The sequence below is a fragment of the Schauerella aestuarii genome, from assembly GCF_009866805.1.
Taxonomy (GTDB): Bacteria; Pseudomonadota; Gammaproteobacteria; order Burkholderiales; family Burkholderiaceae_B; genus Schauerella; species Schauerella aestuarii.
Map to the genome: position 1 here is coordinate 72,640 of NZ_SIZW01000039.1, position 26,075 is coordinate 98,714.

General features: G+C 63.5%; 25 protein-coding genes. 18 read left to right on the forward strand and 7 right to left on the reverse strand.

Going from position 1 to position 26,075, the window contains the following annotated elements:
• The first annotated feature begins 65 nt into the window (after window positions 1-65).
• Genes EYW45_RS03415 through EYW45_RS03460 form a run of 10 tightly spaced genes read left to right on the forward strand, consistent with a single transcriptional unit; the run spans window position 66 to window position 10,765 of the window.
• Window positions 66-1,046, forward strand: a complete 981-nt coding sequence (locus tag EYW45_RS03415) for a LysR family transcriptional regulator (RefSeq protein ID WP_161133981.1) — start codon at window positions 66-68, stop codon at window positions 1,044-1,046.
• Window positions 1,043-2,677, forward strand: a complete 1,635-nt coding sequence (locus EYW45_RS03420) for an NAD(P)-binding domain-containing protein (protein WP_161133982.1) — start codon at window positions 1,043-1,045, stop codon at window positions 2,675-2,677. Before EYW45_RS03415 ends, EYW45_RS03420 begins: the two co-directional genes overlap by 4 nt.
• On the forward strand, window positions 2,674-3,648 hold the full coding sequence (locus EYW45_RS03425; protein ID WP_161133983.1) for an ABC transporter permease: 975 nt from the start codon (window positions 2,674-2,676) through the stop codon (window positions 3,646-3,648). The genes EYW45_RS03420 and EYW45_RS03425 overlap by 4 nt, the downstream gene beginning before the upstream one ends.
• A complete protein-coding gene (locus EYW45_RS03430) occupies window positions 3,645-4,568 on the forward strand; it encodes an ABC transporter permease (RefSeq protein ID WP_161133984.1) in 924 nt (307 codons plus the stop codon). Before EYW45_RS03425 ends, EYW45_RS03430 begins: the two co-directional genes overlap by 4 nt.
• Window positions 4,565-5,560 (forward strand): ABC transporter ATP-binding protein, encoded by a 996-nt coding sequence (locus EYW45_RS03435; protein WP_161133985.1) that lies wholly within the window; start codon window positions 4,565-4,567, stop codon window positions 5,558-5,560. The genes EYW45_RS03430 and EYW45_RS03435 overlap by 4 nt, the downstream gene beginning before the upstream one ends.
• Window positions 5,557-6,672 (forward strand): ABC transporter ATP-binding protein, encoded by a 1,116-nt coding sequence (locus tag EYW45_RS03440; RefSeq protein WP_235938815.1) that lies wholly within the window; start codon window positions 5,557-5,559, stop codon window positions 6,670-6,672. Before EYW45_RS03435 ends, EYW45_RS03440 begins: the two co-directional genes overlap by 4 nt.
• A gap of 26 nt (window positions 6,673-6,698) precedes the next feature.
• The gene (locus EYW45_RS03445; protein ID WP_161133986.1) at window positions 6,699-8,267 is read left to right on the forward strand and encodes an ABC transporter substrate-binding protein; all 1,569 of its coding nucleotides are present in this window, start codon (window positions 6,699-6,701) and stop codon (window positions 8,265-8,267) included.
• 47 nt (window positions 8,268-8,314) lie between these two features.
• A complete protein-coding gene (locus tag EYW45_RS03450) occupies window positions 8,315-9,634 on the forward strand; it encodes an acyl-CoA thioester hydrolase/BAAT C-terminal domain-containing protein (RefSeq protein WP_161133987.1) in 1,320 nt (439 codons plus the stop codon).
• 13 nt (window positions 9,635-9,647) lie between these two features.
• Entirely contained in the window at window positions 9,648-10,181 is a 534-nt protein-coding gene (locus EYW45_RS03455; RefSeq protein ID WP_161133988.1) for a CMD domain-containing protein, read from the forward strand.
• Window positions 10,178-10,765 carry a peroxidase-related enzyme gene (locus EYW45_RS03460; protein WP_161133989.1) on the forward strand — a complete coding sequence of 196 codons (588 nt, stop codon included), beginning with the start codon at window positions 10,178-10,180 and terminating at the stop codon, window positions 10,763-10,765. Before EYW45_RS03455 ends, EYW45_RS03460 begins: the two co-directional genes overlap by 4 nt.
• A 129-nt stretch (window positions 10,766-10,894) precedes the next feature.
• Here EYW45_RS03460 and EYW45_RS03465 read toward each other — a convergent pair whose 3' ends face one another.
• Genes EYW45_RS03465 through EYW45_RS03480 form a run of 4 tightly spaced genes read right to left on the reverse strand, consistent with a single transcriptional unit; the run spans window position 10,895 to window position 15,041 of the window.
• Window positions 10,895-11,872: a Bug family tripartite tricarboxylate transporter substrate binding protein gene (locus tag EYW45_RS03465; RefSeq protein ID WP_161133990.1), complete on the reverse strand. Its 978-nt coding sequence runs from the start codon at window positions 11,870-11,872 to the stop codon at window positions 10,895-10,897.
• 11 nt (window positions 11,873-11,883) lie between these two features.
• Window positions 11,884-12,873, reverse strand: a complete 990-nt coding sequence (locus EYW45_RS03470) for a tripartite tricarboxylate transporter substrate binding protein (protein WP_161133991.1) — start codon at window positions 12,871-12,873, stop codon at window positions 11,884-11,886.
• Window positions 12,874-12,917: 44 nt separating this feature from the next.
• The gene (locus tag EYW45_RS03475; protein WP_161133992.1) at window positions 12,918-13,829 is read right to left on the reverse strand and encodes a hydroxymethylglutaryl-CoA lyase; all 912 of its coding nucleotides are present in this window, start codon (window positions 13,827-13,829) and stop codon (window positions 12,918-12,920) included.
• Window positions 13,830-13,847: 18 nt separating this feature from the next.
• A complete protein-coding gene (locus tag EYW45_RS03480; protein WP_161133993.1) occupies window positions 13,848-15,041 on the reverse strand; it encodes a CaiB/BaiF CoA transferase family protein in 1,194 nt (397 codons plus the stop codon).
• Between the two features lie 152 nt (window positions 15,042-15,193).
• Between EYW45_RS03480 and prpR the strand changes: the two genes are divergently transcribed.
• A complete protein-coding gene (gene prpR, locus EYW45_RS03485; RefSeq protein ID WP_161133994.1) occupies window positions 15,194-17,149 on the forward strand; it encodes a propionate catabolism operon regulatory protein PrpR in 1,956 nt (651 codons plus the stop codon).
• On the opposite strand, the gene EYW45_RS03490 is transcribed toward prpR, so the two are convergent.
• Window positions 17,128-17,310 (reverse strand): hypothetical protein, encoded by a 183-nt coding sequence (locus EYW45_RS03490; protein ID WP_161133995.1) that lies wholly within the window; start codon window positions 17,308-17,310, stop codon window positions 17,128-17,130. The two genes, prpR and EYW45_RS03490, sit on opposite strands and share 22 nt — an antisense overlap.
• Before the next feature lie 145 nt (window positions 17,311-17,455).
• Here EYW45_RS03490 and EYW45_RS03495 point away from each other — a divergent pair, with 145 nt between their 5' ends.
• Complete coding sequence (locus EYW45_RS03495) at window positions 17,456-18,718, forward strand: allantoate amidohydrolase (RefSeq protein ID WP_235938817.1); 1,263 nt, start codon at window positions 17,456-17,458, stop codon at window positions 18,716-18,718.
• A gap of 20 nt (window positions 18,719-18,738) precedes the next feature.
• Here the strand turns inward: EYW45_RS03495 and EYW45_RS03500 are convergent, their stop codons facing one another.
• On the reverse strand, window positions 18,739-19,143 hold the full coding sequence (locus EYW45_RS03500; RefSeq protein WP_161133996.1) for a DoxX family protein: 405 nt from the start codon (window positions 19,141-19,143) through the stop codon (window positions 18,739-18,741).
• Between the two features lie 153 nt (window positions 19,144-19,296).
• Window positions 19,297-20,583, reverse strand: coding sequence for a M20/M25/M40 family metallo-hydrolase (locus EYW45_RS03505; protein WP_161133997.1), 1,287 nt, complete (start codon window positions 20,581-20,583; stop codon window positions 19,297-19,299).
• Window positions 20,584-20,755: 172 nt separating this feature from the next.
• On the opposite strand from EYW45_RS03505, the gene EYW45_RS03510 reads away from it, so the two are divergent.
• The 6 genes from EYW45_RS03510 to EYW45_RS03535 all read left to right on the forward strand — a co-directional run bounded on the left by EYW45_RS03510 (window position 20,756) and on the right by EYW45_RS03535 (window position 26,041).
• Window positions 20,756-21,448: a GntR family transcriptional regulator gene (locus tag EYW45_RS03510; protein ID WP_161133998.1), complete on the forward strand. Its 693-nt coding sequence runs from the start codon at window positions 20,756-20,758 to the stop codon at window positions 21,446-21,448.
• A 211-nt stretch (window positions 21,449-21,659) separates the two neighbouring features.
• Complete coding sequence (locus EYW45_RS03515) at window positions 21,660-22,442, forward strand: transporter substrate-binding domain-containing protein (protein ID WP_161133999.1); 783 nt, start codon at window positions 21,660-21,662, stop codon at window positions 22,440-22,442.
• A 15-nt stretch (window positions 22,443-22,457) separates the two neighbouring features.
• Window positions 22,458-23,126, forward strand: a complete 669-nt coding sequence (locus EYW45_RS03520; RefSeq protein WP_161134000.1) for an amino acid ABC transporter permease — start codon at window positions 22,458-22,460, stop codon at window positions 23,124-23,126.
• Window positions 23,123-23,779 (forward strand): amino acid ABC transporter permease, encoded by a 657-nt coding sequence (locus EYW45_RS03525; protein WP_161134001.1) that lies wholly within the window; start codon window positions 23,123-23,125, stop codon window positions 23,777-23,779. The genes EYW45_RS03520 and EYW45_RS03525 overlap by 4 nt, the downstream gene beginning before the upstream one ends.
• Entirely contained in the window at window positions 23,760-24,488 is a 729-nt protein-coding gene (locus tag EYW45_RS03530; protein WP_161134002.1) for an amino acid ABC transporter ATP-binding protein, read from the forward strand. The genes EYW45_RS03525 and EYW45_RS03530 overlap by 20 nt, the downstream gene beginning before the upstream one ends.
• A gap of 23 nt (window positions 24,489-24,511) precedes the next feature.
• Complete coding sequence (locus tag EYW45_RS03535; protein WP_161134003.1) at window positions 24,512-26,041, forward strand: cryptochrome/photolyase family protein; 1,530 nt, start codon at window positions 24,512-24,514, stop codon at window positions 26,039-26,041.
• Window positions 26,042-26,075: the final 34 nt, after the last annotated feature.

Consider the following 26,075-nt stretch of genomic DNA (forward strand, 5'->3'; position numbering starts at 1 on the left):
CATTAAGTATTTCATCTGTGCATACTGAAGCCATCAGAATGCAAGAACCACATAAAGCAGGTCAGATGGAACTACGGCAACTGGAAGCCTTCGCAGCGGTGATGTCGGCGGGCAGCGTGACGGCCGCCGGGCGCATGCTTGGGCGCTCGCAGCCTGCCATCAGCCGCTTGCTGCAGGATCTTGAAAGTGAGATCGGCTATGCGCTGTTTACGCGCAGCGGCCCGCGTGTGACGCCCACCGAGCAAGGCTTTCTGCTGTATGAAGACGTGGAGCGCGCGCTGGTCGGCATGAAGCAGATCCGCACGCGTGCCGAAGAAATCGCCCGCGGCGACGGCCGGCCGCTGCGGCTGGCGGCCACACCTGCGTTGTCGGCCGGTTTGCTGCCCATCGCGTTGGCTGCCATCTCATCCCAGACCTGTCCCACCCAGATTCAGTTGCGCAGCGCCTCGCCCGAGCATGTGGTGCATGCCGTGCTGACCGATGCCGTGCAATTGGGCGTGACGAGTCTGCCGGTGGAGCACCGCGGGCTGACCGTGCACTGGATCGGCCAGGCGCCCTGTGCGGTCGCAGTGCCGGCTGATGGCGCGTTGGCCGAGCTGGATGTGGTGCCGCTTTCGGCTTTGGCCGGGCAACGCATCATCACCATGTCGAACCCCTTTCGCTTGCGCCGCCGTCTGGACCAGGCGTTTGCGCAGGCGGGCGTGATCACGCGCGGGTTGATCGAAACCAATTCGTCGCTCAACGCGATGACGGCTGTGCGCGCGGGCCTCGGTATTTCGGTGCTCGAACCGGTGACGGCGTACGGTGCCCCCATCGAGGGCGTGGCGGTGCGGCCGATCGATGCGGATATCCCCTTTTTGTTTGGCGTGATCACGCCGCTGGCCAAGCCGTTGACGCCTGCCGTGCAGACGCTGATCGATGCGCTGGAGCGCGCCGCTGCCGATCTGCTTCCGGGCTTCGTGCGGCGTGAGGCCAATGAGCACGCGGCCGTTTTGCAATCGCTTTATGGCGACGAACCTACTTTTACGGAAACCGTCGAGTCATGACTGCGACACACCCTGCTTCTCATCCCTCGGGCGCCGTGCCGGCCGAACCCGCGGCTGGATCGTCGGCCGTTACGGCGCAACCCCAAGGATCGCCGAATGCGACACCGCGCGCAGGCGATGCTGCCGGACTGGCGACGCTCGAAGCACGCCTGCGCCAAGATCTGTCGTGGCTCGAATTGCCCGCCAAACAGTGGGTGCCTGTGCGTGAGCATGCCGGTCAACCGGTGTTGGACGTGGCCATTATCGGCGGCGGGATGGCGGGCCTGGCGGCCTGTGCGGCGCTCAAGCACATTGGCGTGCGTGCCACGATTTTCGATCGGGCCCCTGCCGGCTTCGAGGGCCCGTGGGCCACGACCGCGCGCATGGAAACCCTGCGCTCGCCCAAGCAACTTACCGGCCCCGCACTTGGGCTTCCGGCATTGACGTTTCGCGCGTTCTTCGAGGCGCAGTTCGGTGCAGCCGCCTGGGACGCGTTGGACAAGATTCCGCGCTTGCAGTGGATGGATTATCTGCGGTGGTACCGCCGCGTGCTGGACCTGGATGTGCGCAATGGGCATCGCGTGCTGGCGGTTCGTCCGCAGGCCGATGGCGTGGTCGCGCTCGATCTCGCGTCGCCCGAAGGTCCGCTCACGGTGCTCGCGCGGCGGGTGGTGCTGGCCACCGGGCGCGATGGACTGGGTGGCGCGTATGTGCCGGACTTCGTGCGCGCGTTGCCGCGCGATCGCTGGGCGCATTCGTCCGACGTGATGGATTACGCGCAGTTGGCGGGCAAACGAGTGGCCGTGATCGGCGCCGGTTCGTCCGCGATGGACAGCGCCGCCACGGCGTTGGAGGCGGGTGCTGCCAGCGTCGATCTGTTGATCCGCCGCCAGGATATTCCGCGGGTGAACAAGGGCAAGGGCGCAGGCAATCCTGGGCTCACCTTTGGGCATTTGAACCTGCCCGACGACTGGAAATGGAAGATCCGTCACTACATCAATGTGCAGCAGGTGCCGCCGCCGCGCGGCAGCACGCTGCGCGTGTCGCGCCACCCCAATGCCCGGTTCAATCTGGGCGCGGGGATCGTCGACGCGGCCCTTGTGGATGACGCGCTGAAGATTCGCACGGTGAAAGGCACGTTCACGGCCGATTTTCTGATTGCCTCCACAGGTTTTCGCATCGACTGGTACGGACGACCGGAGTTCGCCGTAATCGCGCCGCATATCCGGGCGTGGAAGGATCGCTATGTGCCCGCGCCCGGCGATGAAGATCAGGAGCTGTCCGATTCGCCCGATCTGGGGCCGGCGTTCGAACTGCAGGAAAGGATTCCCGGTGAGTTGCCAGGGTTGTCGCGCGTGCACTGCTTCTGCTATCCGGCCGCGCTTACGCACGGCACGGTGTCGGGCGATATCCCCGCGATCAGCGACGGCGCCAAGCGCCTGGCGCAAGGCATCGCCGGGCTGTTCTACGCCGAAGACATCGACACGCACTACGCGACGATGCTGGCGTTCAGTGAGCCGGAAGTGTTTGGCGATGAATGGACGCCGGCGCCGCCGCCGGCGGACGATATGACGGCATCTGCATCTGCATCGACCGACCGTGCCGACACCGCAAGTGAACACGACGTGTCGGCTACGGAGCGCACGTCATGACCGGATGGCTATTTCGCCGCTTCGCGCAGGCCATCGTCGTGGTGCTCTTGATGACGATGATTGTGTTTGCCGGCTTGCATGCCATTGGCAATCCGATCGATATCCTGATCGGTCAGGACGTCGATCAAGTCGAGCGTGCGCGCATCATTACCGAGATGGGGCTGGACAAGCCCTTGTGGCAGCAATACCTGTCGTTCTTGAATGGGGCCATCCACGGCAATCTGGGCAAGAGCTTCGTCTACAACGAATCGGCCATCAAACTGATCCTGCAACGCTTGCCGGCCACGCTGGAGCTGGCGGTGGCGGCCCTGCTGCTGGCCGTCGTCATCGGCGTGCCGTTGGGATTGATCGCCGGGCTGTATCCGGAGAGTGCCTTTTCCAAGCTGGTGATGACGAGCAGCATCGTCGGCTTTTCGTTGCCCACGTTCTGGGTGGGACTGATGCTGATCATGGCGTTCAGCGTGAGCCTGGGATGGCTGCCATCCAGCGGACGCGGCAGCACGGTGGAAGTGTTTGGCGTGCAGTGGTCGTGGCTGACGGCCGACGGCCTGCGGCACATGATCCTGCCGGCACTCAACCTGTCGCTTTTCAAGATTTCGCTGGTGATCCGCCTGACGCGTGCCGGTGTGCGTGAAGTGTTGCCGCTCGATTATGTGAAGTTCGCGCGCGCGAAAGGCTTGTCGCCGTTGCGTGTGGTGGGCGTGCACGTGCTGCGCAACACGTTGATTCCGCTGGTGACGGTGCTGGGCCTGGAGCTCGGTTCGACGATCGCCTTCGCGGTGGTCACGGAAACCATCTTTTCGTGGCCGGGGGCGGGCAAGTTGATTCTGGATAGCATCAATGCGCTAGATCGTCCGGTGATCGTGTCCTACCTGGTCGTGGTGGTGTGCCTGTTCGTCACGCTCAACCTGATCGTGGACATCTTGTACAAACTGCTGGATCCGCGTGTGCGGCTGGAGGCCTCGGCATGAGCGCCACGATCAAGACGGCCGCGCCGGCGCCCAAACCGGTGGGTCAGGAGTCGCCCGGCCGACGGTTGCTGGCGGAATTCTTCTCCAGCAAGGTTGCCATTTTTGGCCTGTTGCTGACGGTGCTGCTGGTGGCGGCGGCCGCGTTTGCGCCGTGGATCACGCCGCAGAACCCGTATGACCTGATGCAGCTCGACGTGCTTGATTCGCGACTGCCACCGGGCACGCGCAACGGGCTGGACACCTTCAACTATCTGCTGGGCACTGACGGCCAGGGCCGCGATCTGTTCTCGGGCATCCTGTACGGCTTGCGCATCAGTTTGACGGTGGGCGTGGGCTCGGCCGTGATTGCCGGCATCGTGGGCACGTTGCTGGGCCTTATCGCCGCGTACTGCGGCGGCAAGGTCGATGCGTTGATCATGCGTGTGGTCGACTTGCTGCTGTCGTTCCCGTCGATCCTGGTGGCCATGATGATCCTGGCCTACCTGGGTAAAGGCGTGGGCAACGTGGTGCTGACGCTCGTGATTCTGGAGTGGGCCTATTACGCGCGCACCGTGCGCGGCCAGGCACTGGTCGAGCGCCAGCGCGAATACGTGGAAGCTGCGCGCTGCCTGGATATCCCCAACTGGCGCATCATGGTGCGGCATATTTTGCCCAACTGCCTGCCGCCGTTGATCGTGATCGGCACGTTGCAGATCGCGCGCGCGATCACGCTCGAAGCCACCCTGAGCTTTCTGGGGCTGGGTGTGCCGATCACCGAACCATCGCTCGGCCTGCTGATTTCCAACGGCTATCAGTTCATGCTGTCCGGTCAGTACTGGATCAGCTTCTATCCCGGCATCGCGCTGCTCGTGACCATCGTCGCCATCAATCTGGTCGGCGACCGGCTGCGCGATGTGTTGAATCCGAGGCTGCACAAATGACGTCGGCCCCTACGCTTGAAGTGCGCAATCTGCGCACGCATTTTCATACCCGCGCCGGCGTGCTGCCGGCCGTGGACGATGTGTCGTTCACGCTCGAGCGCGGCCGCATTCTGGGGCTCGTGGGCGAGTCCGGCTCGGGCAAATCCGTGACCGGTTTTTCGATCATGGGCCTGGTGGATGCGCCGGGTCGTATCGTCGGTGGCGAGATCCTGTTTCAAGGCCGCGAACTCGTGGGCATGAAGCCGCGCGAGATGCGCACGCTGCAAGGCAATCGCATCGCCATGATCTTCCAGGATCCGATGATGACGCTCAACCCCGTCTTGCGGGTGGATGCGCAAATGATCGAGGCGGTGTTGGCCCATACGCGTGTGAGCCGCAGCGTCGCGCGCGACCGGGCGCGTGAAACGCTGGGCATGATGGGCATCCCAAGTCCGGACGAGCGCCTGCTGGCCTATCCGCATCAGTTGTCCGGCGGGATGCGCCAGCGTGTGGCGATCGCGATTGCGCTCCTGCATCAGCCCGACCTCATCATTGCCGACGAGCCCACCACCGCATTGGACGTGACCATTCAAGCGCAGATCCTGTCGGAAGTGCAGAAGCTTGCGCGGCAGAACGGCACGGCGTTGATCTGGATCACGCACGACTTGTCGGTTGTGGCCGGTCTGGCCGACGACGTGGCCGTGATGTACGCCGGGCGCATCGTCGAGCAAGGCCGTGTGGACGATGTGCTCGACCGCCCTTTGCACCCCTACACCGCCGGCTTGATCGGCAGCCTGCCCAGCAATAACAAGCGTGGCCAACGGCTGCGCCAGATTCCCGGGATGACGCCCAATCTGCTGTCGCTGCCTGAAGGCTGTGCGTTCTCGGCGCGCTGTTCGCGTGCATCGGAAATCTGTGGTCAGCGGCCGGACACGACGCGGCCGGTGCCGCATCGGCTGGTGCGCTGCTTTCACCCCGCTGTAGACGAGATTCGCCGCGAGGTGACGGCATGAACACGACGATTCAAGACAGGGATGCTGCGGATCGCCACGCTGCGAGCGATGTGATGGGCCGTGACGCCATCGTCAACGGTGTGGGCGCGGAGCCGAACGCGTCTCGCGCGCAAGGGCGTCCGCTGATCGAGTTGAGCGGCGTGAGCAAACGATTCGGTGAGCGCCCGGTGGGCGCCGTGGGCCGCACGATGCAGCGCCTGGGCCTTTCGAAAGCGCCGGCGATCACGCGCGCGGTCGATCACGTCGACCTGGCCATCCGGCCGGGCGAAGTGGTGGGTCTGGTGGGTGAGTCGGGCTGCGGCAAATCCACACTGGGCCGCATCGCCGCCGGGCTGATGACGCCGTCGGCGGGCGAGGTGCGCATCAATGGTCTGCGGGCGAGCGAGATGTCGGGCACGCAAGCGCATGCCGCGCGGCTGAAGGTGCAGATGATTTTCCAGGATCCCTATTCGAGCTTGAATCCGCGCCTGCGCGTGGACGAGATCGTGGGCGAAGCCGCACGCATTCACGGCCTGGTCGATCGCGCGAACTTCGATGACTACGTGTGCGCACAGATGCAGCGTGCGGGCCTCGACCCGGCCTTGCGTCATCGTTATCCGCATCAGTTCAGCGGCGGCCAGCGGCAACGTATCGGCATTGCGCGTGCGCTCGCGGTGCAGCCCGACATGCTGGTCTGCGACGAAGCCGTCGCAGCGCTGGACGTGTCGATCCAGGCGCAGATTTTGAATCTGTTCATGGATCTGCGCGAAGAACTCAACTTGACGTATCTCTTCATCAGCCACGATCTGGGTGTGGTGGAACACGTGTCGGATCGCGTGGTGATCATGTATCTCGGTCGCGTGGTCGAGACGGCCACTGTGGAAGAGGTGTTCGCTCGGCCCAATCACCCCTACACCCAGGCGTTGCTGGCGGAAATTCCGTCGCTCGCGTCGCGACACAAAACCTTTACGGCGATCAAGGGCGAGATTCCCAGCCCGATCAATCCGCCGTCCGGCTGTCATTTTCATCCGCGCTGCCCGCACGCGCTGCCGCGCTGTAAGACCGAGGTGCCCACATTGCGCGGGATCGCGATCAATCATCTCAGCGCCTGCCATTTAAACGATATCGCCTGACCTTATTTTTCTTCCAAGGATCCTTCATGAAGAAGCTGCTCTTATCCACGCTTACCGCAGCGATGCTGGCCACCGCCGGCGCGGCCGGCGCCCAGACGCTGACGATCGGGTTTGCCGATCCCCTGTCGTCGCTCGACCCCCAACTCAACAACCATGCGGGCGACCGTTCGGTGGCGCTGCATTTCTGGGATCTGCTGATCGAAAACAAGGACAACGCGCTGCAGCCGGGGCTTGCCTTGAGCTGGAAGCCGTTGGACAACAACACGTGGGAATTCAAGCTGCGCCCCAACGTGAAGTGGCAGGATGGCCAGGCGTTTACCGCCGACGACCTGATCTACTCGTACACGCGCGCCAAAGCAGTGCCGGGCAGCGTGGCCACGTACGGCGGCTATCTGCGCACGATCGCGTCGATGAGCGCACCCGATCCGCTGACGCTGGTGGTGAAAACCACGGTGCCCAATCCCGACCTGCCGCTGAATCTGGCCTCGGTGCATGTGGTGAGCAAGCATGTGGGTGAGAAATCGACGACCGAGGACTACAACTCGGGCAAGGCGGTGATCGGCACCGGCCCGTACAAGTTCGTCTCGTATACGCCGGGTGACCGCGTGGTGATGGAACGCTACGACGGTTACTGGGGCGCCAAGCAACCGTGGGAAAAGATCAACTATCGCTACATCAATCAGGCTGCATCGCGCACGGCCGCCCTGCTCTCGGGCGACGTGGACGTGATCGATAAGGTGTCCGTTTCCGATCTGGCGCGCTTGAAAGAATCGCCCAACGTGAGCGTGTATCCGTACGACGGCTTGCGCGTGATGCTGCTGCAACCGAGCTTCAACCCTGCACCCAATCAGTACATCACCGATAACGCCGGCAAGCCGCTCGAGAAGAACCCGCTGCTGGACGTGCGCGTGCGTCGTGCGCTGAACCTGGCAATCAACCGCAAGGCGCTCACGGACCGCATTCTGCAGGGCGCGGCCACCGAGGCCAATCAGTGGATGCCCAAGAACACCTTCGGCTACAACCCGCAGGTCACCGACATCCCCAACGATGTGGCCGAGGCCAAAAAGCTGTTGACCGAAGCCGGCTTTCCGGAGGGCTTCAAGCTCACTATGCACGCGCCCAACGATCGCTATCCGCAAGGCCCCGAAACGGCCCAGGCCGTGGCGCAATTCTGGACGCGGATCGGCGTGAAGACGCAAGTGGAAGTGGTGCCATGGGCCGTGTACTCAGGCCGTGCCAACAAGAACGAGTACGCCGTCAGCATGCTCGCCTGGGGTAACGGCACGGGCGAGGCCAGCTATGCCTTGGTGAACGTGCTCGCCACAGTAGATGCCAAGAAGGGATTGGGCGCTTCGAACTGGGGGCACTACAGCAACCCGGCGGTCGATCGTGCGTTGGAGCAGGCGACATCGGAATTCGACGTGCCCAAGCGCGAAGCGATCTTGCGTGAATCGGTGAAGGTCGTGTCTGACGACGTGGGCATTTTCCCGCTGTACCACTACCGCAATATCTGGGCCGCCAAGAAGGGCCTGATGGTCAAGCCGATGACGAGCGATCGCACGGCCGCCATGATGGTCACCAAGACCGAGAAGTAAACCCCGATTGCCGCGGGGCGCCAAGCCTCGCGGCGTGTGGAGCAGCAATGAGTGAAGTCATGTTGAGCATTACGCCCGCAGACGAGTTGATCGATGTGCCGCGGCACATCGTGGTCTCGGGTGCCACGCCAGGCAGTACGGTGGCGATCACGGCGACCACGCTGCGCGCAGGCGGCGTGACGTGGCAAGCGCACGCCACGTTCAAGGCCGATGCACAAGGCACGGTCGATCTCACGCGCGATGCGCCGATCGCCGGCGATTACGCGGGCGTGGCAGCGATGGGGCTGGTGTGGTCGCAAGCGCCGGTCGATTCGAAGAGCCGGGATTTCTTCGGCGAAACGCCGAGTGCGCCATTGACCACGACCGTTGCGGTGCAGGCGGATGGTGTCGTCACCCAAGGCGCGTTCGTGCAGCGGTTGGCCGGCGAGGGTGTGACGCGCCGCGACGTGCGCGAAGATGGATTGGTCGGCACGTTATTCACGCCTGCCGGTCCGGGACCGCATCCGGCGGTCGTGGTGCTGAACGGTTCGGGCGGCGGTATCAACGAGCCGCGCGCGGCGCTGTATGCCTCGCGCGGTTATGCGGCATTGGCGCTCGGTTACTTCAAGGCGCCGGGGCTGTCGGACTACATTTCGAATACGCCCCTCGAGTATTTCAAAGCCGGTCTCGACTGGGTGCGCACGCACGTCAAACCCGCGCACGATTTCGTGGCGATCAGCGGCCAGTCACGCGGCGGTGAGCTGGTGCTGCTGTTGGGCGCCACATATCCGGAAGCGGTGTCTGCCGTGATCGCCTATGTGCCGGGCGCGGTGGTGCACAGCGGGCAGAACGCCGCCGATCCGGCCGTAGGCCGTGAAGGGCCGACGTGGCTGCTCGACGGCAAGCCGATCCCGCATGTGTGGGAAAACAACCGCACCGCCACGTGGCAGCCGTTCGACGACGGCCCGGCCCCGCATCGGCATGAGCGCGCGATCCTGACCGCGCTGCAGGATCCGGAAGCCGTCGCACGCGCACGCATCCGCGTCGAGGCGATCAAGGGGCCGGTGATGTTGCTCTCGGCCACCGACGATGGCTCCTGGCCGTCCAGCCTGTATTCGCAAATGGTGCGCGACAAGCTGGCGGAGGTGTCGCATCCCTACCCCGTATCGTGGCTCGACTACGAGAACGGCGGGCATTCGATTTTGTTTCCCTACCTGCCCACCACCCAGCTTGTGTATGCGCATCCGGTATCGGGCAAGATCAGCACCAGCGGCGGCAATCCCACCGATAACGCACGCGCCGACGCCGAATCGTGGGCCGGTGTGAAGCAGTTTCTCGACGACGCCGTGGCCGCAGCCGCGCGCGCTTCGCAATCTCAATCATCTTAAGGACAACGCGACGATGACGACTCCCGTGTATTCCCCTGCCGACGATCTGATCGATCGTATCGTTGGCATTCAGGCCGGCGACGCGTTGCATGCCGTGCGGCATCAGCGCGACAAAGTGGCCGTGGCCACGCAAGGCAGCTACGACGCGTTGTTCGATCCGGCCCTGGCCGGCGTGTCGTTGACCGATCGTCTGCTGGTGGCGCTGTATGCGTGCGCCTTGACGCCCGCGTCCGAACTGGCCGAACACTATCGCACGCGCTTGAACGAACAAGGCGCGGATGCGGGCTTGATTGCGGCCGTCGAGAACGACAAGATCGATGGCGTGCCCGACACCGCCTTGCGCGCCATTCTGGCCTTTACCCGCACGCTGATCCTCGATCCGGTGAAAGGCGACAAGGCCGCGCTCGAGACATTGCCGGCGGCCGGCGTGAGCACACCCGACGTGGTGACGATTGCGCAATTGATTGCGTTTTTGTCGTATCAAGTGCGCCTGGTGGCCAGCCTGAAAGCCATGGCGGCCGCGCGTGCCCAAGGAGTTGCAGCATGACCACCCTCATCAAATCGCATGGCTTTACCAACGAGTCGCTGGAGTGGGATGCCTGGCTCGATATCGTCGACATCGATGCGGCGACGCCTGAACAGATCGCCGTGCTGGAAGAAAGCCATCCCAAGGCGAAGGTTTCCGACTACTACCGCTTTCTGGTGCATCAGCCCGATATCCTGCGCCAGCGTTCGGCCGCGTTCAACGCCATCATGTACGCCCCGGGCGGCATGGCGCGCGCCGAGCGCGAACTGGGTGCGACGGTGACCTCGCGCATCAACGGCTGCGTGTATTGCGCGTCGGTGCACGCGCAGCGTTTCGAGCAATTGGCCAAGCGCACGGATGCGATCGAACAGGTGTTTGAAGATCCGCGCACGGCCGGCACCGATGCGCGCGAAAAGGCGATTGCGGCGTTCTCGGTGGCATTGACCGAGAAGCCGGGCGAGATTGCACCGGCAGATATCAAGGCGCTGGAAGCGGTGGGCTTGAACGAGGCCGAGATTCTCGATCTCGTGCACTCGGTTGCGATCTTCGCTTGGGCCAATCGCCTGATGCTGAATCTGGGCGAGCCGGTTTTTCCGGCGGCTTGAAGTTGAAGGCTGCAGGGGCCCGCTCATCGGGAACCCGATCGGCGGGCAGATCGGCTGGATTGCTCGACGAACCGATCCGCAGACTGATCGGTGGATCATCGGTCCACCGATCGAGCGGCCCAACGGCGGTCAGCTACCGTCGACTTTGATGCCGACTTGTTTGACCACCGCTTCGTACTTCGCCAGATCCTCCCGGATCTGCTGGCCGAATTCCTCAGGCGTGTTGCCTGAGGACACGATGCCCAAGCCGGCCAGGCGTTCGCGCGTGGCCGGGTCCATCACCACCGCGCGGATGCTTTCCTGGAGCTTGTGTGTGATGGGGGCGGGTGTGCCCTTCGGCGCCAGAATGCCGATCCACGAATTGACCTCGAAATCGGGCACGCCCGACTCTTCGAACGTGGGCACATCGGGCAAGGACGCCAGGCGTTGTTTGCTCGATACGGCGAGCGCCCGTACCTGATCCTTCTGCACGAACGGATAGGCACCCGCGACGGCGGTGTAGAGCAGCGGGATGGTGCCGCCCACCACATCGGTCATGGCCTGGCCGCCGCCCTTATAGGGGATATGTTCGAGTTTGGCACCGGTGCGCAGCTTGAACAATTCGCCACCCAGATGCGGCGTACTGCCGGTGCCTGCGCTGCCGTACGACACGCCATTCGGTTGGGCCTTGGAATACGCGATCAATTCCTGCAGCGTTTTGACCGGCACTTTGGGATTGGCGACCAGGATCAGCACGGCGTCGCCGATCTTGCTGACGGGCGTGAAGTCCTTGAGGGGATCGAAACCGATCTTCGTATACACATGTGGGTTGATGACGATGGTGCCGTCAAAGCCCACGACCAGTGTGTAGCCATCGGGCTCGGCATTCACCACGGCTTGCGTGCCGATGTTGCCGGCCGCACCCGGGCGATTTTCGACCACCACCGTCTGGCCCAGGCGCTGGCCGAGTTTATCGGCCACGATGCGCGCGCCCGTGTCGGTGACGCCACCGGGCGCAAACGGCACGATGAGCCGAATGGGACGCGTTGGATAGTCGGCGCTGTGGGCGGCCGCGATGGGCAGGGCGCAGAGCGCGACGGCAATGAGGCGTGAAAGTAGGTGGGGCATGCGCGTCTCCTTTATTCTGCTTTGATGCCGCCGCGTTCGGCCACGGCCGCCCACTTGCGGGTTTCGTCGACGAGAAAGGCCTTGAAGGCCGCCGGTTCATCGACCACGATCTCGGCGCCCTGCTCCTGCATTTGCTTGACCACCGCAGGATCCTGGGTGACCTTCTTGATGTCGTCACGAATCTTCGCGACCAAGGCGTCGGGCATGCCAGCCGGGCCGAGCAAGCCGTACCAGCTCAGTGATTTCACATCGCCCAATCCGGCTTCCTTGAACGTCATCGCATCGGGAAACACCGCCGAGCGTTTGTCGTCGGCCACGCCCAGCACGCGCAGATTGCCCGACTGCACATGCGGCATGGCGGTAAGAACGCTTGTCACGCCCATGGGAACGTGTCCGCCCATGATGTCGATCATCAACGGACCGCCGCCTTTGTATGGCACGCCCAGCGTTTTCAGGTTGCCGGCCTGGCGGATCATCTCGCCGGTAAGGCGCGTGTGCCCTTCGGAAAAGCCCAGCGGCATCTCCTGGGTGCGCGCGGCTGTGAGCGCGTCCTTGAGCGTGGGATACGGGCCTTTCGCGGCCGCCACCAGCACCATGGGGGAATCCGCGATGCGGGTGATGGGGGTGAAGGCCGTCGTGGTGTCGTACGGCATCGACTTCATCAGCACGGGGTTGATGGCGTGCGAGCCCACCACCAGCATCAGCGTGTGGCCATCGGGCGGCGATTTGGACACCATGCTCGACCCGATCACGCCGTTGGCGCCGCTGCGATTTTCCACCACCACCGATTGGCCCCAAAGCGTGGAGAGCCGCTGAGCGATGTTGCGGCCGACGATGTCCGTTCCACCGCCAGCGGCGTAGGGCACTACGAGGATTACAGGCTTGTCGGGAAACTTGTTCAATGGCTCGGCGGCCATCGCGTGCGTCGCGATCGAAAGCGGTGCCAGCAGCGCGAAGGCGCCTGCCAGCAGGCCGCGGCGCGACCTCCCTAGCTTATTCATGATGTTGTCTTCGTTATGGTTTTTTTAGGTGATGCGAACCGCTGTTATGAGGCGATCTTGCTGCGTTGTTTGCGTTGCCACGCGACCGAGCGTCCGCCGAGCGGGCGTTGCAGCGCGGTTTCCGCAAAATCGATGATGTCGAGCAGGCTGTCCAACGATATGCCGGTGGTGTAGCCGCTGGCTTCGGCCATGAGGACGAGGTCTTCTGTTGCCAGATTGCCGGCTGCACCCGGTGCGAACGGGCAGCCGCCGATGCCGCCCACGCTGGCGTCGAAACGCCGGATGCCTGCTTGCAGCGCAGCCCACGCATTGGCCACCGCCATGCCGCGCGTATCGTGAAAGTGCACGGCGAGACGATCGGCAGGCAGATCGCGCAGCAGCGCAGTCAGGCGCTCGCTGACCGCGCCGGGCGATGCAGAGCCGATGGTGTCGGCGATGACGATTTCCTGGGCGCCCGCCTCGGCCATGCGCGCCACGCACGTGTGTACGGCATCGAGCGACGTCGGGCCTTCGAACGGACAGTCGAACGCCACCGCCACGTAGGCGCGGGTGCGCAAGCCCAGACGGATCGCTTCACGCACCGTTTGCTCGCTTACGTCGGTGGCCTGTGCCAGCCCCATGTTGATGTTCTTCAGGTTCATGATTTCGGTGGCCGAGAGCACGACGGCGATTTCTTCCGCGCCCGCGGCATGTGCGCGTTCGAGGCCTTTCATGTTGGGCACCAGCGCCGAGGCGCGCAGGCCTGGGTGCTGCGTGCGCACCCGCGGAATGAGCTCACCCGCATCCGCCATCTGCGGCACGGCTTTAGGCGACACGAAGCTGGTGGCTTCGATGCTTTCCACGCCGGCCGCCACGAGCCGATCGATCAGCGTGAGTTTGGTGTCCAGCCCCACCAGCACGGGTTGATTCTGCAGGCCGTCGCGCGGGGCGACGTCGGTGATGAAGAGACGTTCCATGGTCGATCTCCTCTGGATTCAGGCAATCACGCCGTCGCGGGTGAGCGCGGCGAGCTTGTCTTCGCTGTAACCCATGCCGGCAAGAATGCTGGCGGTGTGCGCGCCGAGCGCCGGTGGCGACGTGAACGTTTGCGTACGTTGCGCGGAAAGCTTGATGGGATTGCCCGGCATCTTCAGCGTTTCGCCATCGCCGAGATCCACGTCCACCACCATGTCGCGCGCCTGCACTTGGGTATCGCTCAATGCTTGATCGAACGTGTTCACCGGGCCGCACGGAATGCGTGCGGCGCGCAAACGTTCAAGCCAATAGGCGGTGGTTTCCTGCTGCAGCGCTTCCGAGATGATGGCGTCGATTTCCTTGCGCGCGGCAAAACGCACGGGTTGCTGTACATACTCGGGCTTCATCAGGCTGGGCACCTGTACGCACGCCACGAAACGCTCCCAGAATGCGTCGCCGATGCAAGCGATGATGATGTAGCCGTCCTTGGTGGGAAAGCTGTTGTAGGGCACGTGAACGAAGTGGCTGTTGCCGATGCCTTCGGGCACGATGCCCGACATCAAGTGCATCGTGGCCATGTAGTTCAAGAGCGAGATTTGCGCATCCAGCATCGAGATATCCACGTGCTGGCCGCAGCCGGTTTTCTCACGTTCGGCCAGGGCGGCCAGAACACCCATCGCGCCGAACAGGCCACCGCCCAGATCGCCCATCGGGATGCCGCTGCGCGTGGGGCCGGTTTCGGGCGTGCCGGTGATCGACATGCCGCCGCCCATTGCCTGCACGACCTGGTCGAAGGCGGGACGTTCGGTATCCGGACCCGTCTGGCCGAAGCCCGTGACCGAGCAGGTGACGATGCGCGGATTGATCTGCGAGAGGGCGGCGTAATCGATGCCCAGCCGCTTGGTGACGCCCACGCTGAAGTTGTCGAACACCACATCGGCCTGGCGCACCAGATCCATGAACACTTCTCGGCCCGCCTCGCTCTTCAAGTCCACGCACACACTTTGCTTGTTGCGATTCAGCGTGAGGTAGTAGGCGCCCATGCCGTTGCGCGAATAGTCGGGGTCGTTTTCGAGCAGCCGGCGCGTGCCCTCACCCTTGCCGGGCGGCTCCACTTTGATCGTGCGTGCGCCCAGATCGGCCAGCAGCATGGTGCCGTACGGGCCCGACAACATGTGGGTAAGGTCGAGAACGGTGATGTGTTCGAGTGCCAAAGCGCTGTCTCCTTGTTCGGTTTGAACAGCACTATTGCAATATCGATGCCAATTTCGGATGAGATTCAACCCATTGAATACACTAGGAAAATTCTTGCGGTACAAATAATCCATGTTTCATTTAATCCCAGTGCGACAATCGAAACGTCGCAATGAAACGTTTGTCGAACATGGCCCGATATCCTTCACTCCGGCGCGATCTGCCGCGCGTCTGCTTTCTCAGTTACCGCCACATCCGTGAACTGGCGGCCCCGGTCGTCGCCGAGTACGCCGATCGTGCCGAAATCGAAGTCGTCGACGGCACCTTCGACCGCACCCTGGGCATTGCGCGCGATCGGGCCGAGCGTGGGGCGGCCGATGTGTTCGTCAGTGCCGGGTCGAATGCGCATGTGCTGCGTGGCGGACTGCAGGCACCCGTTGCAACCATTCAGCTGACCGGGTTCGACATCCTGCAGGCGCTGCTCAAGGCCCGCGAGTTGGCGGATCGCGTGGGCATCGTGATGTATGGCGCCACCATCCCCGAACTCGACGCGGTCAAGGCACTGCTCAATATCCAGATCGCGCAGTACGCGTATCAAACGCCCGCCGACGCCCGCCAGCATTTCGAAACCCTGCGCCGCGACGGCTTTCGTGTGATCGTGGGTTCCAGCCTGGTGGTGGAGCTGGCCGAGCAAGCCGGCCTGACGGGTTTCCTGGCCTACTCGCAAGCGAGCATCCGGCAAGGTTTCAACGATGCATTGGAACTTGCGCGAGTGGCGCGTCTCGAGGCGGGCCGGTACGAACGCTTGAACAGCGTGCTGCATACGCTGCAGGATGCCGTGCTCGCCGTCGACGGGGAAAATCGGGTCATCGCTGCCAACCCGCGCATGCAACAGCTCATGGGGGTGGCAAGCGACGCCTTGATGGGGCAAGACCTGGCGCGCCTGCAGCCCGAGCTGTCCTTACTGGCCACGCTCGAGCATGGCGCCGACGAGCGCGGCCGCGTGCAGCGGTTTCAGGGCCGCGACTGGATCGTCAATCGCTCGCCGATCCATGAGCGCGGCATGGTGGCGGGCGCTGCGCTCACGTTGTATGACGCGCGACAGATTCAGGAAGCCGACGTGAGCCTGCGCATGCAGCATCGCCGGCTGCAGCGCAGCGCCAAACATTCCTTCGAGCAGTTGATCGGCGCGAGCCCATCGTTTCGTCAAACGTTGGCGGCGGCCAAGCGCTACGCGCACACCGATTCAACGGTGCTCATCCGGGGCGAGAGCGGCGTGGGCAAGGAGCTTTTTGCGCAGGCCATGCACAACGCCGGCGCACGTGCGACGCGGCCTTTCATCGCGGTGAACTGCGCGGCTTTCCCCGAAACGTTGCTGGAGAGCGAATTGTTCGGCTACGAGGACGGCGCCTTTACCGGTTCGCGGCGAGGCGGCAAGCCGGGTTTGTTTGAGGCGGCGCACACCGGAACGCTGTTTCTTGATGAAATCGGCGACATGCCGATGCCGCTGCAGAGCCGGTTACTGCGCGTGCTGCAGGAGCGTGAGGTGACGCGCCTGGGCGCGACGGCGGCGATCCCGGTCGATGTGCGCATCGTCGCGGCCACCCATCAACCGTTGGAAAAGTTGATCGATACCCAGCGGTTCCGACGCGATCTGTACTATCGGATCAACACGTTGCGTCTGGCGCTGGCCCCATTGCGCGAGCGACGAGAAGATGTGGTCCTGCTGGCCGGCGTGTTGCTCAAGCGGCAGTTTGAACGCGTCGGGTGCGTACTGGACGTGGCGGCGGTGCTTGGGGTGTATGCGCCGATGCTGCAGGCCTACGGTTGGCCCGGCAATGTGCGGGAGCTGGAAAACCTGTGCGAGCGCATCGCCGTGTTCATGACGCAGTTCAGTACGATCGACACGGTGGACTGGGCAGGGCTGCGGCATGAGTGCCCGGAGCTGATCGCGAGCAACGCAAACGATGACGGGATCGACTGGCCATCGCATCATGCAAGCGCTGTCGCCGCGCTGAAGCGGCATGATGGCAATCGCCAGGCGGCGGCCCATGAGCTGGGCATCAGCCGCTCGACGTTGTGGCGATGGTTATCGCAAGCGGACGATCACTTGCCCGTGGGCGGGTAATTGGGGCCCGGATCGCTGAAGCCGCCATTGCTGTACGGATTGACCGGACGTTCGCCTGTGGGCGGACTGGGGTCGCGATTCGGGTTGTAGCCCGCGCCAACCGAGCAGGCGCTGAGCGCCATGCTGGCGGTCGCGATGGCGAGCAGTTTGCGGTAAGTCATGGGATGCTCCTCGTGTAGGTTTGTCGAACCCATCAAGCATACGATGTGCCTGTCCGAAAACGATCGCGGTGCGATTCGTATACAAAAATTGTGCGGTATCGTTAAATACGGCCTCCTCCCGCCGTTTTGCACTGAGACCGTTTCGATGACCAATCTTATGAGTCCCACGGCCGATCCGGCCACGAACGTCATGCGATGGGCCGATGTTCTAGCCGCGCATTCCGACCACCCCGATCACCTGACGTGTACCTACATGACCCCGGCCCACCGCGCGGTGGCGCATCAACTGGCGCAGTGGATGCGCGAGGCGGGGTTCGACGCGGTGCGTCACGATCCGGTGGGCAACGTGATCGGCTGCTACCGTGCCAATCCCGAGGTCGAGCATCCGGCGGCGGTGGTGACGGGGAGTCATTACGATACGGTGCGCAATGGCGGGCGCTACGACGGGCGGCTCGGGATCCTGCTGCCCATCGCCATCGTGGCCGATCTGCACGCGCGCGGTGAGCGGCTTCCCTACGATTTCGAAGTGGTGGCGTTTGCCGAGGAAGAAGGCGTGCGCTACGGCAGCACCTTTCTCGGATCGTCGGCATTCATCGGCACGTTCGATTTTGCGCTGCTCGATCGGGTCGACGTCAAGGGCGTGCCCATGCGCGAGGCCATTGCCGGCGCCGGGTTGAACCCGGACGAGATCGCAGGTGCCCGGGTGGATGCGAAACGCGTGCGCCACTATTTCGAAGTGCACATCGAACAGGGCCCGGTGCTGTTGGATCGCGGGTTGCCGGTTGGGGTGGTGAGCGCCATTGCCGGCAGTGTGCGGCGCCTGATCACACTGACGGGATTGGCGGGGCACGCGGGCACGACGCCCATGACCATGCGACGCGATGCGGCGGCTGCCGCTGCCGAGATCGTGCTGTTCGTGGAATCGCGTTGCAATCAGGTGCCGGGGCTGGTGGGCACGGTCGGCCAGCTGGAAGTACCCGGCGGCTCGATCAATGTGATTCCCGGCGCGTGCCGGTTTTCGATCGATGTGCGGTCGGGCGACGATGCTGTGCGCGATGCGGCGCTTGCCGATATCGCCGCGGCCATCGACGCCATCTGCCTCCGGCGCGGTATTGCCTGGTCCAGTGAGGAAATCATGCGGGCGCCGGCATCGCCTTGCGCCGAGGCGCAACGTGGCGCATGGGCCGACGCGATTGCGGCCGAAGGCGTGGAGGTGCTGACGCTGCCTTCGGGCGCGGGGCACGACGCGATGTGCGTGGCGGATATCGCGTCGACCAGCATGCTGTTCGTGCGCTGTGGCAATGGCGGCATCAGCCACAACCCGCTCGAGATCGTCACGGTGGACGATGTGCGCACGGCCGCACGGGTGGTCGAGCGCTTCTTGAGAGCGGTCGAGATTGCGGCGTAGGCGGTGGGCGTGCTTACCGCTTAAACCCGTTTGGCGGAGGGCTTAAGCGCGAAGGCCCCATCGCCCACCAATGCCACGGCCGCTGCGATCACGCACAGAAAGATCGGGTATTCCCAGCAACCGTTGGGGTTGGAGAAGCCCCAGCCGTTGCCGAAGTGCACCGTGGATGCTGCGAACAATTGCACTACAGCAATGGCAGCCACCCAGCGCGAGAACGCACCCAGGATAAGCAGCAGGCCGCCAATGACTTCGAACGCGATGACCGGATAGGCCAGCCATCCTGGAAAGCCGATCTTGGCGAAAAAGCCTGCCGTACCTGCCGGCGTAAAAACAAATAACTTGGTGCAGCCGTGGGCCAGGAACATGACGCCCAAGGCGAGACGCATCAGGAAGGCGCCGTAGGGCGCGGTGCGTGAATCGATCATGACGAACTCCGAGACGACGCTCAAGGCGGCTCGGTGAGCCGCCATCGTTAAGCGTTTGAATGGCGAGAGTGTTGTCGATTCCAGTTGCCGGATAAACACGGCATTCGTGAAGTAATAGTCTCGCGTTCCGAGACAATCACGCGCTCATTGAGGTTACCCGCGCGCCGAGGTAGCCGATTTCGCAGCCAACAGGTCCGCCAGCGTCAATGCCACGACGCGCGTGGCGCCATACAGATCGTTCAAGCGCAAATTTTCGTCGGTGTTGTGGCCGCGCGCTTCCATCAGCGTACGCGGGCCGGCGCCATACAGCACCGTAGGAATGCCGCGATGCGTGTAGTGACGCGCGTCGGTATAGAGGGGGACGCCTTGCACCGGGATCTCGGTATTGAACGCTGCCTGGGCATGTGCGCGAAGCGCGTCGATCAGGATTTCCGCGCCCGGCAATTGCGCCAACGGCTGCGCCAGCATGATGCGGCGCACGTCTACGGTGATGCCGGGCCGTTCGGCGGCGGCCGTTTCGATCAGTGTGCGCAATTCGTGTTCGGCATCGTGTCCTGCCTCTTCGGGAATCATGCGGCGGTCGACGCGAAAGTTCACGGTATCGGGCACCACATTGGTGTTGATGCCGCCCGAGATCAGGCCCACGTTCAACCCTGGCGTATCGATGCCGGGCGTGGCCGAATGCGTTTGGGCCAGGGCGGCGCGGAAGTCGTACAGCGCGCGCAGGATGTGCGTGGCGGCTTCCAAAGCGTCCACACCGGTGTGGGGCATGGCGGCGTGCGCCTGCTTGCCGTGCACGGTCACTTCAACGTGCAGGCAGCCGTTATGAGCCGACGTGATGCCGTACGAGAACCCGGCCGACAGTGCAAAATCGGGTGCGCTCAGTCCAGCGTCCAGCAAATACTTGGGGCCGATTTCGCCGCCCGTTTCTTCGTCGTAGGTGAAGTGCAATTCGACGGTGCCATCGAATGAGGCACCTTGCCGTTCTGCTTCGCGCAGCGCCAGCAGCGCCCAGGTGTAGGTGGCGAAATCGGATTTGGAGACCGCCACGCCGCGGCCGAACATCACGGGGCCATGTTCGGCGTCCTGAACGATCTCACCGCCATAGGGATCGTGCGTCCAACCCGCGCCCGGCGGCACCACGTCGCCATGTGCGTTCAGCGCGATCACCGGTCCGGTGCCCGCGCCGAAGACGTGGCGCACTATCAGATTGGTCGCGGAGCGCATGCCGCAGGCACCGACCAGTTTCTGGGGAACGGGGTAGGCACGCACCGCGAATCCCAACGCTTCCAGAAGGGTTTGCGCGCGCGCGGCATGCGGCGCGCAATCGCCCGACGGATTGTCCGACGGCACCTGCACCAACGCTTGCAGGAAATCGGTCTGGGCCGGCTGCTGGTGGCTTAGAAAATCGCGAATGACGAGGGAGGCGGGAGTAGGCATGAGGCAGCGGTGGTGGCAAAGGTGGGAGAGCCGTCAGCAACGCAATGAACCCGGCGGCCTCGGCGGCATCGACTGAAGGGCAGCGGGATTGGCTTCGCGGCGCGATCAATTTAGTGCATGTAAATATTGTATGCAATATCTGGTCAAGGATTTCGGTAGACTATGCGGCGACATGGCCACTACCCGTACCCCACCTTCGGACGTCAGCGCCGAATACATCGCCCAGGATATCGCTGCGGCGATCGTGGCACACCGCCTGCCGCCTGGCACGCGGCTGCGCGAAGAAGCATTGGCCCGCGCCTACGACGTCAGCCGCACCAAGATCCGCGCCGCCTTGCTGATGCTGTCGAAGGACAAACTGATCCGCACCGTACCCGAAAAGGGTGCCTTCGTGAGCAAGCCCAGCGCTGCCGAGGCGCGCGAGATCTTTGCCGTGCGGCGAATTCTCGAAACCGCACTGGCGCGCGAGTTCGTGGCGCGTGCCACACCGGCCGACTACAAACGCATCGAGCGACATCTGCAGCAAGAGCGCCGCGCCGTGAAGGCGGACGATGTGCAATTGCGGAATGGGTTGCTGGCCGACTTCCATATTCTGCTCGCCGATACCGTGGGCAATTCGGTCCTGACCGAAATGCTGCGCGAGCTGTCGGCACGCAGCGCCATCATCACGGTGCTGTATCAGTCGAGTCTGGACGCGGCATGTTCTTCCGACGAGCACCATGCCTTTCTCAAGGCGGCGAAAGCCGGTGACGTCGAGCTCGCCTGCCGTCTGATGGTGGAGCATCTCGAACACGTCGAGCACGCGTTGAACTTCACCGATGAGCTGCCGGCCGAATCCAATCTCATCACGGCACTGTTGACCTGATCCTCGCGTTCCATTCTGGTGCATCGCGTGCGCCAGAATGGCGCAACACGCACCGAAAACACGCAATCTTCGATTGCCCTGCCGGCCGTTTGGCCAGTGTGCAGGGGCATGCGCACATGGCATGGATTTTGCATTGACTCGTTTTGTATACCGTTATGGTGTGCAAATAACAGATCAGTGCACCGCCCAGCGGCATCTTGGAGATTCGTCAATGAAGCGTAGAAACCTTTTGCTGTCCCTGTGTGCCGCCCTCGTGCTGACGGCGGGCCCTCTGGCGCATGCCGATGCCTTGGACGACATCATGAAAGCCAGCGTCCTCAAGGTCGCGGTGCCCCAAGACTTTCCGCCGTTCGGCTCGGTGGGCACCGATCTGAAACCGCGCGGCTACGACATCGACACCGCCGAGCTGATCGCCAAGAAGCTGGGCGTGAAGGTCGAGCTCGTGCCGGTCACGAGCGCAAACCGGTTGCCGTACTTGCAGACGAACAAAGTCGATCTGGTGGTGTCGAGCCTGGGCAAAAATCCCGAGCGTGAGAAAGCGATCGACTTCACCGATGCCTATGCGCCGTTCTTCAACGGCGTCTTCGGTCCGGCCGACATGAAGGTCGAGAAGGCGGAGGATCTTGCGGGGAAGACCGTCGGCGTCACGCGCGGATCGATCGAAGATATCGAGCTCTCGAAGATCGCGCCGGCGACCGCCACGATCAAGCGCTACGAAGACAACAACGGCACGATCACCTCGTTCCTGTCGGGTCAGGTGCAGTTGGTGGCGACCGGCAACGTGGTCGCGGCGGCGATTCTGGCCAAGAACCCGCCGAAGAAACCCGAGAAGAAATTCCTGATCAAGGACTCGCCCTGCTTCATCGGCTTGAACAAGGGTGAATCAAAGCTGCAGGCGCGTGTGAACGCGGTGCTGGCTGAATCCAAGAAGGACGGCACGCTGGCAGCGATCTCGCAGAAGTGGTTGGGCGCCGACCTGCCGGCCGGACTTTAAGCGAGGCCCGCGGCGATGGCGTACCGTTTCGAATTCGCCTCGGTATTCGACTACACCCCGGTGCTCTTGACGGGCATCGGCGTCACCGCCGAATTGATTGCGTTCGGTGCCGTCATCGGCGTGGCGATCGGCATCGCGTGTGCTTGGGCGCGCACGCAAGGGCCCATGGCGTTGCGGCCCGTGGTCACGACGTATGTCGAACTCATCCGCAATACGCCCTTCCTGATTCAACTCTTTTTCATCTTCTTCGGCCTGCCCGCCATCGGCATCCAGATGGGCGAGATGCAGGCTGCCTGCCTTGCCATGGCGCTGAACCTGGGCGCCTACAGCGCGGAGATCATCCGGGCGGGCATCGCGGCCACGCCACGCGGGCAATATGAAGCCGGGTCGAGCCTGGCGATGACGCGCTTTCAGGTGTTTCGCTACGTGGTGCTCAAGCCCGCGATGACGCGCATCTGGCCGGCGCTATCGTCGCAGATCGTGATCGTCATGCTGGGCTCCGCAGTGGTGTCGCAGATTGCGGCCGAAGATCTGACGTTTGCGGCCAACTTCATCCAGTCGCGTAGTTTCCGTGCCTTCGAGGTGTACTTCGTCACCACCGGGATCTATCTCGTGTTGGCCTTGGCGTTGCGCCAATTGCTGCGGATGCTGGGGCAGCGGCTTTTCAGGCGGAGCACGCGATGATCGAGTTCTCGACGTGGGACATCCTGCGCAATCTGTTGCTCGCCGCGCGCTGGACCGTGGTGCTGGCGTTGGTGACGTTTGTGACCGGCACGGCGCTCGGTCTGGTCGTGTTGATGATGCGCAGCTCGCGCAACAAGATCCTGCAGCGCACCGCGTGGGTTTATATCGAACTGTTCCAGGGCACGCCGCTGTTGATGCAGCTCTTCCTGGCGTTTTTCGGCATGTCGTTGGCCGGTATCGACGTGCCTGCGTGGCTTGCCGCCGGCGTGGCGCTCACGCTGTGGTCGGCGGCGTTTCTGGCCGAGATCTGGCGCGGTTGCGTCGACTCGATCGCCAAGGGGCAATGGGAGGGCTCGTCCAGTCTGGCGATGGGGTATGTGCATCAGATGCGCTACGTGATCCTGCCGCAGGCGCTGCGCGTGGCCGTGGCACCCACCGTGGGATTCTCGGTGCAGATCGTCAAGAGCACGGCGCTCACGTCCATCATCGGCTTCACCGAACTGTCCAAGGCCAGCACGATCATCACGAATGCCACATTCCAACCCTTTACCGTGTATGCCTATGCCGCGCTGTTCTACTTCGCGCTGTGCTGGCCGTTGTCACGCCTCAGTCTGCGTTTGGAAAGGAAGCTGAATGCCTCTTATCGCCCTTGAAGACGTCCGCAAAAGTTTCGGTGACAACGAAGTGCTCAAAGGCGTGACGTTGCGCATCGAGCCGGGTGAAGTCATCGCCATCATCGGCAAGAGCGGCTCGGGAAAGAGCACGCTGCTGCGCTGTATCAACGGCCTTGAGACCATCGACAGCGGCGCGATCATGGTGGCCGATGCGAAGCTGGCCGACAGCGAGATGCACCTGCGTGCGCTGCGGCTGAAAGTGGGCATGATCTTTCAGCAGTTCAACCTTTTCCCGCACCTGACGGCGGGGCGCAATGTGATGCTGTCGCCGATGGTCACCAAGCGCGTGCCGGAGCGCGATGCCGAAGCCTTGGCGCGCGTGATGATGGACCGTGTAGGCTTGGCCCACAAATTCGATGCGTGGCCCGAAGAGCTTTCCGGCGGCCAGCAGCAACGCGTGGCGATCGCGCGCGCTTTGGCGATGCAGCCCATCGCGCTGCTGTGCGACGAGATCACTTCCGCGCTCGATCCCGAACTCGTCAACGAAGTGCTGGGCGTGGTGGGTGAACTCGCGGCCGACGGCATGACGCTCCTGATGGTGACGCACGAGATGCGCTTCGCACGCCAGGTATGCGATCGCGTGGTGTTCATGCATCAGGGCAGAGTGCATGAGATCGGTGCGCCGGAGGCGCTCTTCACCGATCCGCAAACGCCCGAGTTGCAGCAGTTCCTGGGAATGGTGGCTTGATCAGGCTGGTCTAGAATCGCGGCATGACCACGCTGCGACTCATCCTGGGCGATCAACTCAATCCTCACCATCCGTGGTTCGACGACGTGCGGGAGGACGTGGCCTACGTGCTGATGGAGGTGCGGCAGGAAACGGACTACGTGCTGCACCACGCACAGAAAATCATTGCGATCTTCGCAGCCATGCGCGACTTTGCGCAATCCCTGCGTGCGGCCGGGCATCGCGTGCATTACCTGGCGATCGACGACCCGGACAACGCACACGCCATCACCGTCAATCTCGACCGCCTGATCGCGCGCGACGCGGTCCGCACCGTCGAGTATCAAGCGCCGGACGAGTGGCGGCTCGATGCGCAATTGGCCGACTACGCGCAGCGCTCCGCCATCGTCTGCACCTGTGTCGATAGCGCGCATTTCTACACCGCCCGCGATGAAGCGGCGGCGATCTTTGCCGGGCGGCCGCACTGGTTGATGGAAGATTTCTACCGGCGCATGCGCATCAAGCACCGCGTGCTGCTCGACGCCGGCGACGCGCCCGCCGGCGGCCAATGGAACTTCGATCACGACAACCGCAAGCCGTGGCGCGGCAAGCCACAGGAGCCGTTCGACAAGCGGCCCCTGCACGACCACGGCGCGCTGTGGGACACCATTGTGGCGGCGGGCGTGAAGAGTTTTGGCCGCCCGCAGGCTTCGCGCTTCGTATGGCCGCTCAACCGGCGCGAGGCGTTGGCGCATCTGGACGATTTCATCGATGAGGCGTTGCCGCACTTCGGCGACTTTCAGGATGCGATGAATACCGTGGCACCGCGCTTGTTTCATTCGCTGCTGTCGTTTGCGCTGAATACCAAGATGCTCACGCCGCAAGAGGTGGTGGCGCGGGCCGAGGCGGCCTGGCGCAGCGGCCATGCGCCGCTCGCGGCGGTGGAAGGATTCATCCGGCAGATCCTGGGATGGCGCGAGTATGTGCGAGGGGTGTACTGGGCGCATATGCCGGGCTATACCGAGCAGAATACGTTCGGCCATACGCTGCCCCTGCCCGGTTGGTTCTGGGACGGCAAAACGCGAATGCGATGCCTGGCGCATGCGGTGGGCCAGTCGCTGGATGATGCGCACGCCCATCACATCCAGCGGCTGATGGTCATCGGCAATTTTGCGCTCCTGGCAGGTTGCGATCCGCAGGCCGTGCACGCGTGGTATCTCGGGGTGTATATCGACGCGTTCGAGTGGGTGGAGGCGCCCAATACGTTGGGCATGAGCCAGTTCGTGGATGGCGGCCAACTGGCCACCAAGCCGTACGTGTCCAGCGCGGCGTACATCGATCGCATGAGCGATTACTGCAAGGGCTGTCACTACGACAAGCGTGCCCGGCTGGGCGAGCGGGCCTGTCCCTTCAATGCGCTGTACTGGGATTTCTTTTTGCGCAATGAAGCGATGTTGTCGGTCAACCGCCGGCTGGCGATGCCCTATCGGCAACTCGCCGCGATGTCGGCCGGCGATCGCGCGGCGCTGCAGGCGCAGGCAGCCGACCTGCGCTCGCGGCTGGATAGGCTGTAACGGAGAATGCTCAGGCGTTGCACGCACCGAGCAC

Coding starts and splice junctions, on each gene's coding strand:
- EYW45_RS03415 (WP_161133981.1), top strand. CDS start 66: ATGGAACTACGGCAACTGGAAGCCTTCGCAGCGGTGATGTCGGCGGGC.
- EYW45_RS03420 (WP_161133982.1), top strand. CDS start 1,043: ATGACTGCGACACACCCTGCTTCTCATCCCTCGGGCGCCGTGCCGGCC.
- EYW45_RS03425 (WP_161133983.1), top strand. CDS start 2,674: ATGACCGGATGGCTATTTCGCCGCTTCGCGCAGGCCATCGTCGTGGTG.
- EYW45_RS03430 (WP_161133984.1), top strand. CDS start 3,645: ATGAGCGCCACGATCAAGACGGCCGCGCCGGCGCCCAAACCGGTGGGT.
- EYW45_RS03435 (WP_161133985.1), top strand. CDS start 4,565: ATGACGTCGGCCCCTACGCTTGAAGTGCGCAATCTGCGCACGCATTTT.
- EYW45_RS03440 (WP_235938815.1), top strand. CDS start 5,557: ATGAACACGACGATTCAAGACAGGGATGCTGCGGATCGCCACGCTGCG.
- EYW45_RS03445 (WP_161133986.1), top strand. CDS start 6,699: ATGAAGAAGCTGCTCTTATCCACGCTTACCGCAGCGATGCTGGCCACC.
- EYW45_RS03450 (WP_161133987.1), top strand. CDS start 8,315: ATGAGTGAAGTCATGTTGAGCATTACGCCCGCAGACGAGTTGATCGAT.
- EYW45_RS03455 (WP_161133988.1), top strand. CDS start 9,648: ATGACGACTCCCGTGTATTCCCCTGCCGACGATCTGATCGATCGTATC.
- EYW45_RS03460 (WP_161133989.1), top strand. CDS start 10,178: ATGACCACCCTCATCAAATCGCATGGCTTTACCAACGAGTCGCTGGAG.
- EYW45_RS03465 (WP_161133990.1), bottom strand. CDS start 11,872: ATGCCCCACCTACTTTCACGCCTCATTGCCGTCGCGCTCTGCGCCCTG.
- EYW45_RS03470 (WP_161133991.1), bottom strand. CDS start 12,873: ATGAATAAGCTAGGGAGGTCGCGCCGCGGCCTGCTGGCAGGCGCCTTC.
- EYW45_RS03475 (WP_161133992.1), bottom strand. CDS start 13,829: ATGGAACGTCTCTTCATCACCGACGTCGCCCCGCGCGACGGCCTGCAG.
- prpR (WP_161133994.1), top strand. CDS start 15,194: ATGAAACGTTTGTCGAACATGGCCCGATATCCTTCACTCCGGCGCGAT.
- EYW45_RS03490 (WP_161133995.1), bottom strand. CDS start 17,310: ATGACTTACCGCAAACTGCTCGCCATCGCGACCGCCAGCATGGCGCTC.
- EYW45_RS03495 (WP_235938817.1), top strand. CDS start 17,456: ATGACCAATCTTATGAGTCCCACGGCCGATCCGGCCACGAACGTCATG.
- EYW45_RS03500 (WP_161133996.1), bottom strand. CDS start 19,143: ATGATCGATTCACGCACCGCGCCCTACGGCGCCTTCCTGATGCGTCTC.
- EYW45_RS03505 (WP_161133997.1), bottom strand. CDS start 20,583: ATGCCTACTCCCGCCTCCCTCGTCATTCGCGATTTTCTAAGCCACCAG.
- EYW45_RS03510 (WP_161133998.1), top strand. CDS start 20,756: ATGGCCACTACCCGTACCCCACCTTCGGACGTCAGCGCCGAATACATC.
- EYW45_RS03515 (WP_161133999.1), top strand. CDS start 21,660: ATGAAGCGTAGAAACCTTTTGCTGTCCCTGTGTGCCGCCCTCGTGCTG.
- EYW45_RS03520 (WP_161134000.1), top strand. CDS start 22,458: ATGGCGTACCGTTTCGAATTCGCCTCGGTATTCGACTACACCCCGGTG.
- EYW45_RS03525 (WP_161134001.1), top strand. CDS start 23,123: ATGATCGAGTTCTCGACGTGGGACATCCTGCGCAATCTGTTGCTCGCC.
- EYW45_RS03530 (WP_161134002.1), top strand. CDS start 23,760: ATGCCTCTTATCGCCCTTGAAGACGTCCGCAAAAGTTTCGGTGACAAC.
- EYW45_RS03535 (WP_161134003.1), top strand. CDS start 24,512: ATGACCACGCTGCGACTCATCCTGGGCGATCAACTCAATCCTCACCAT.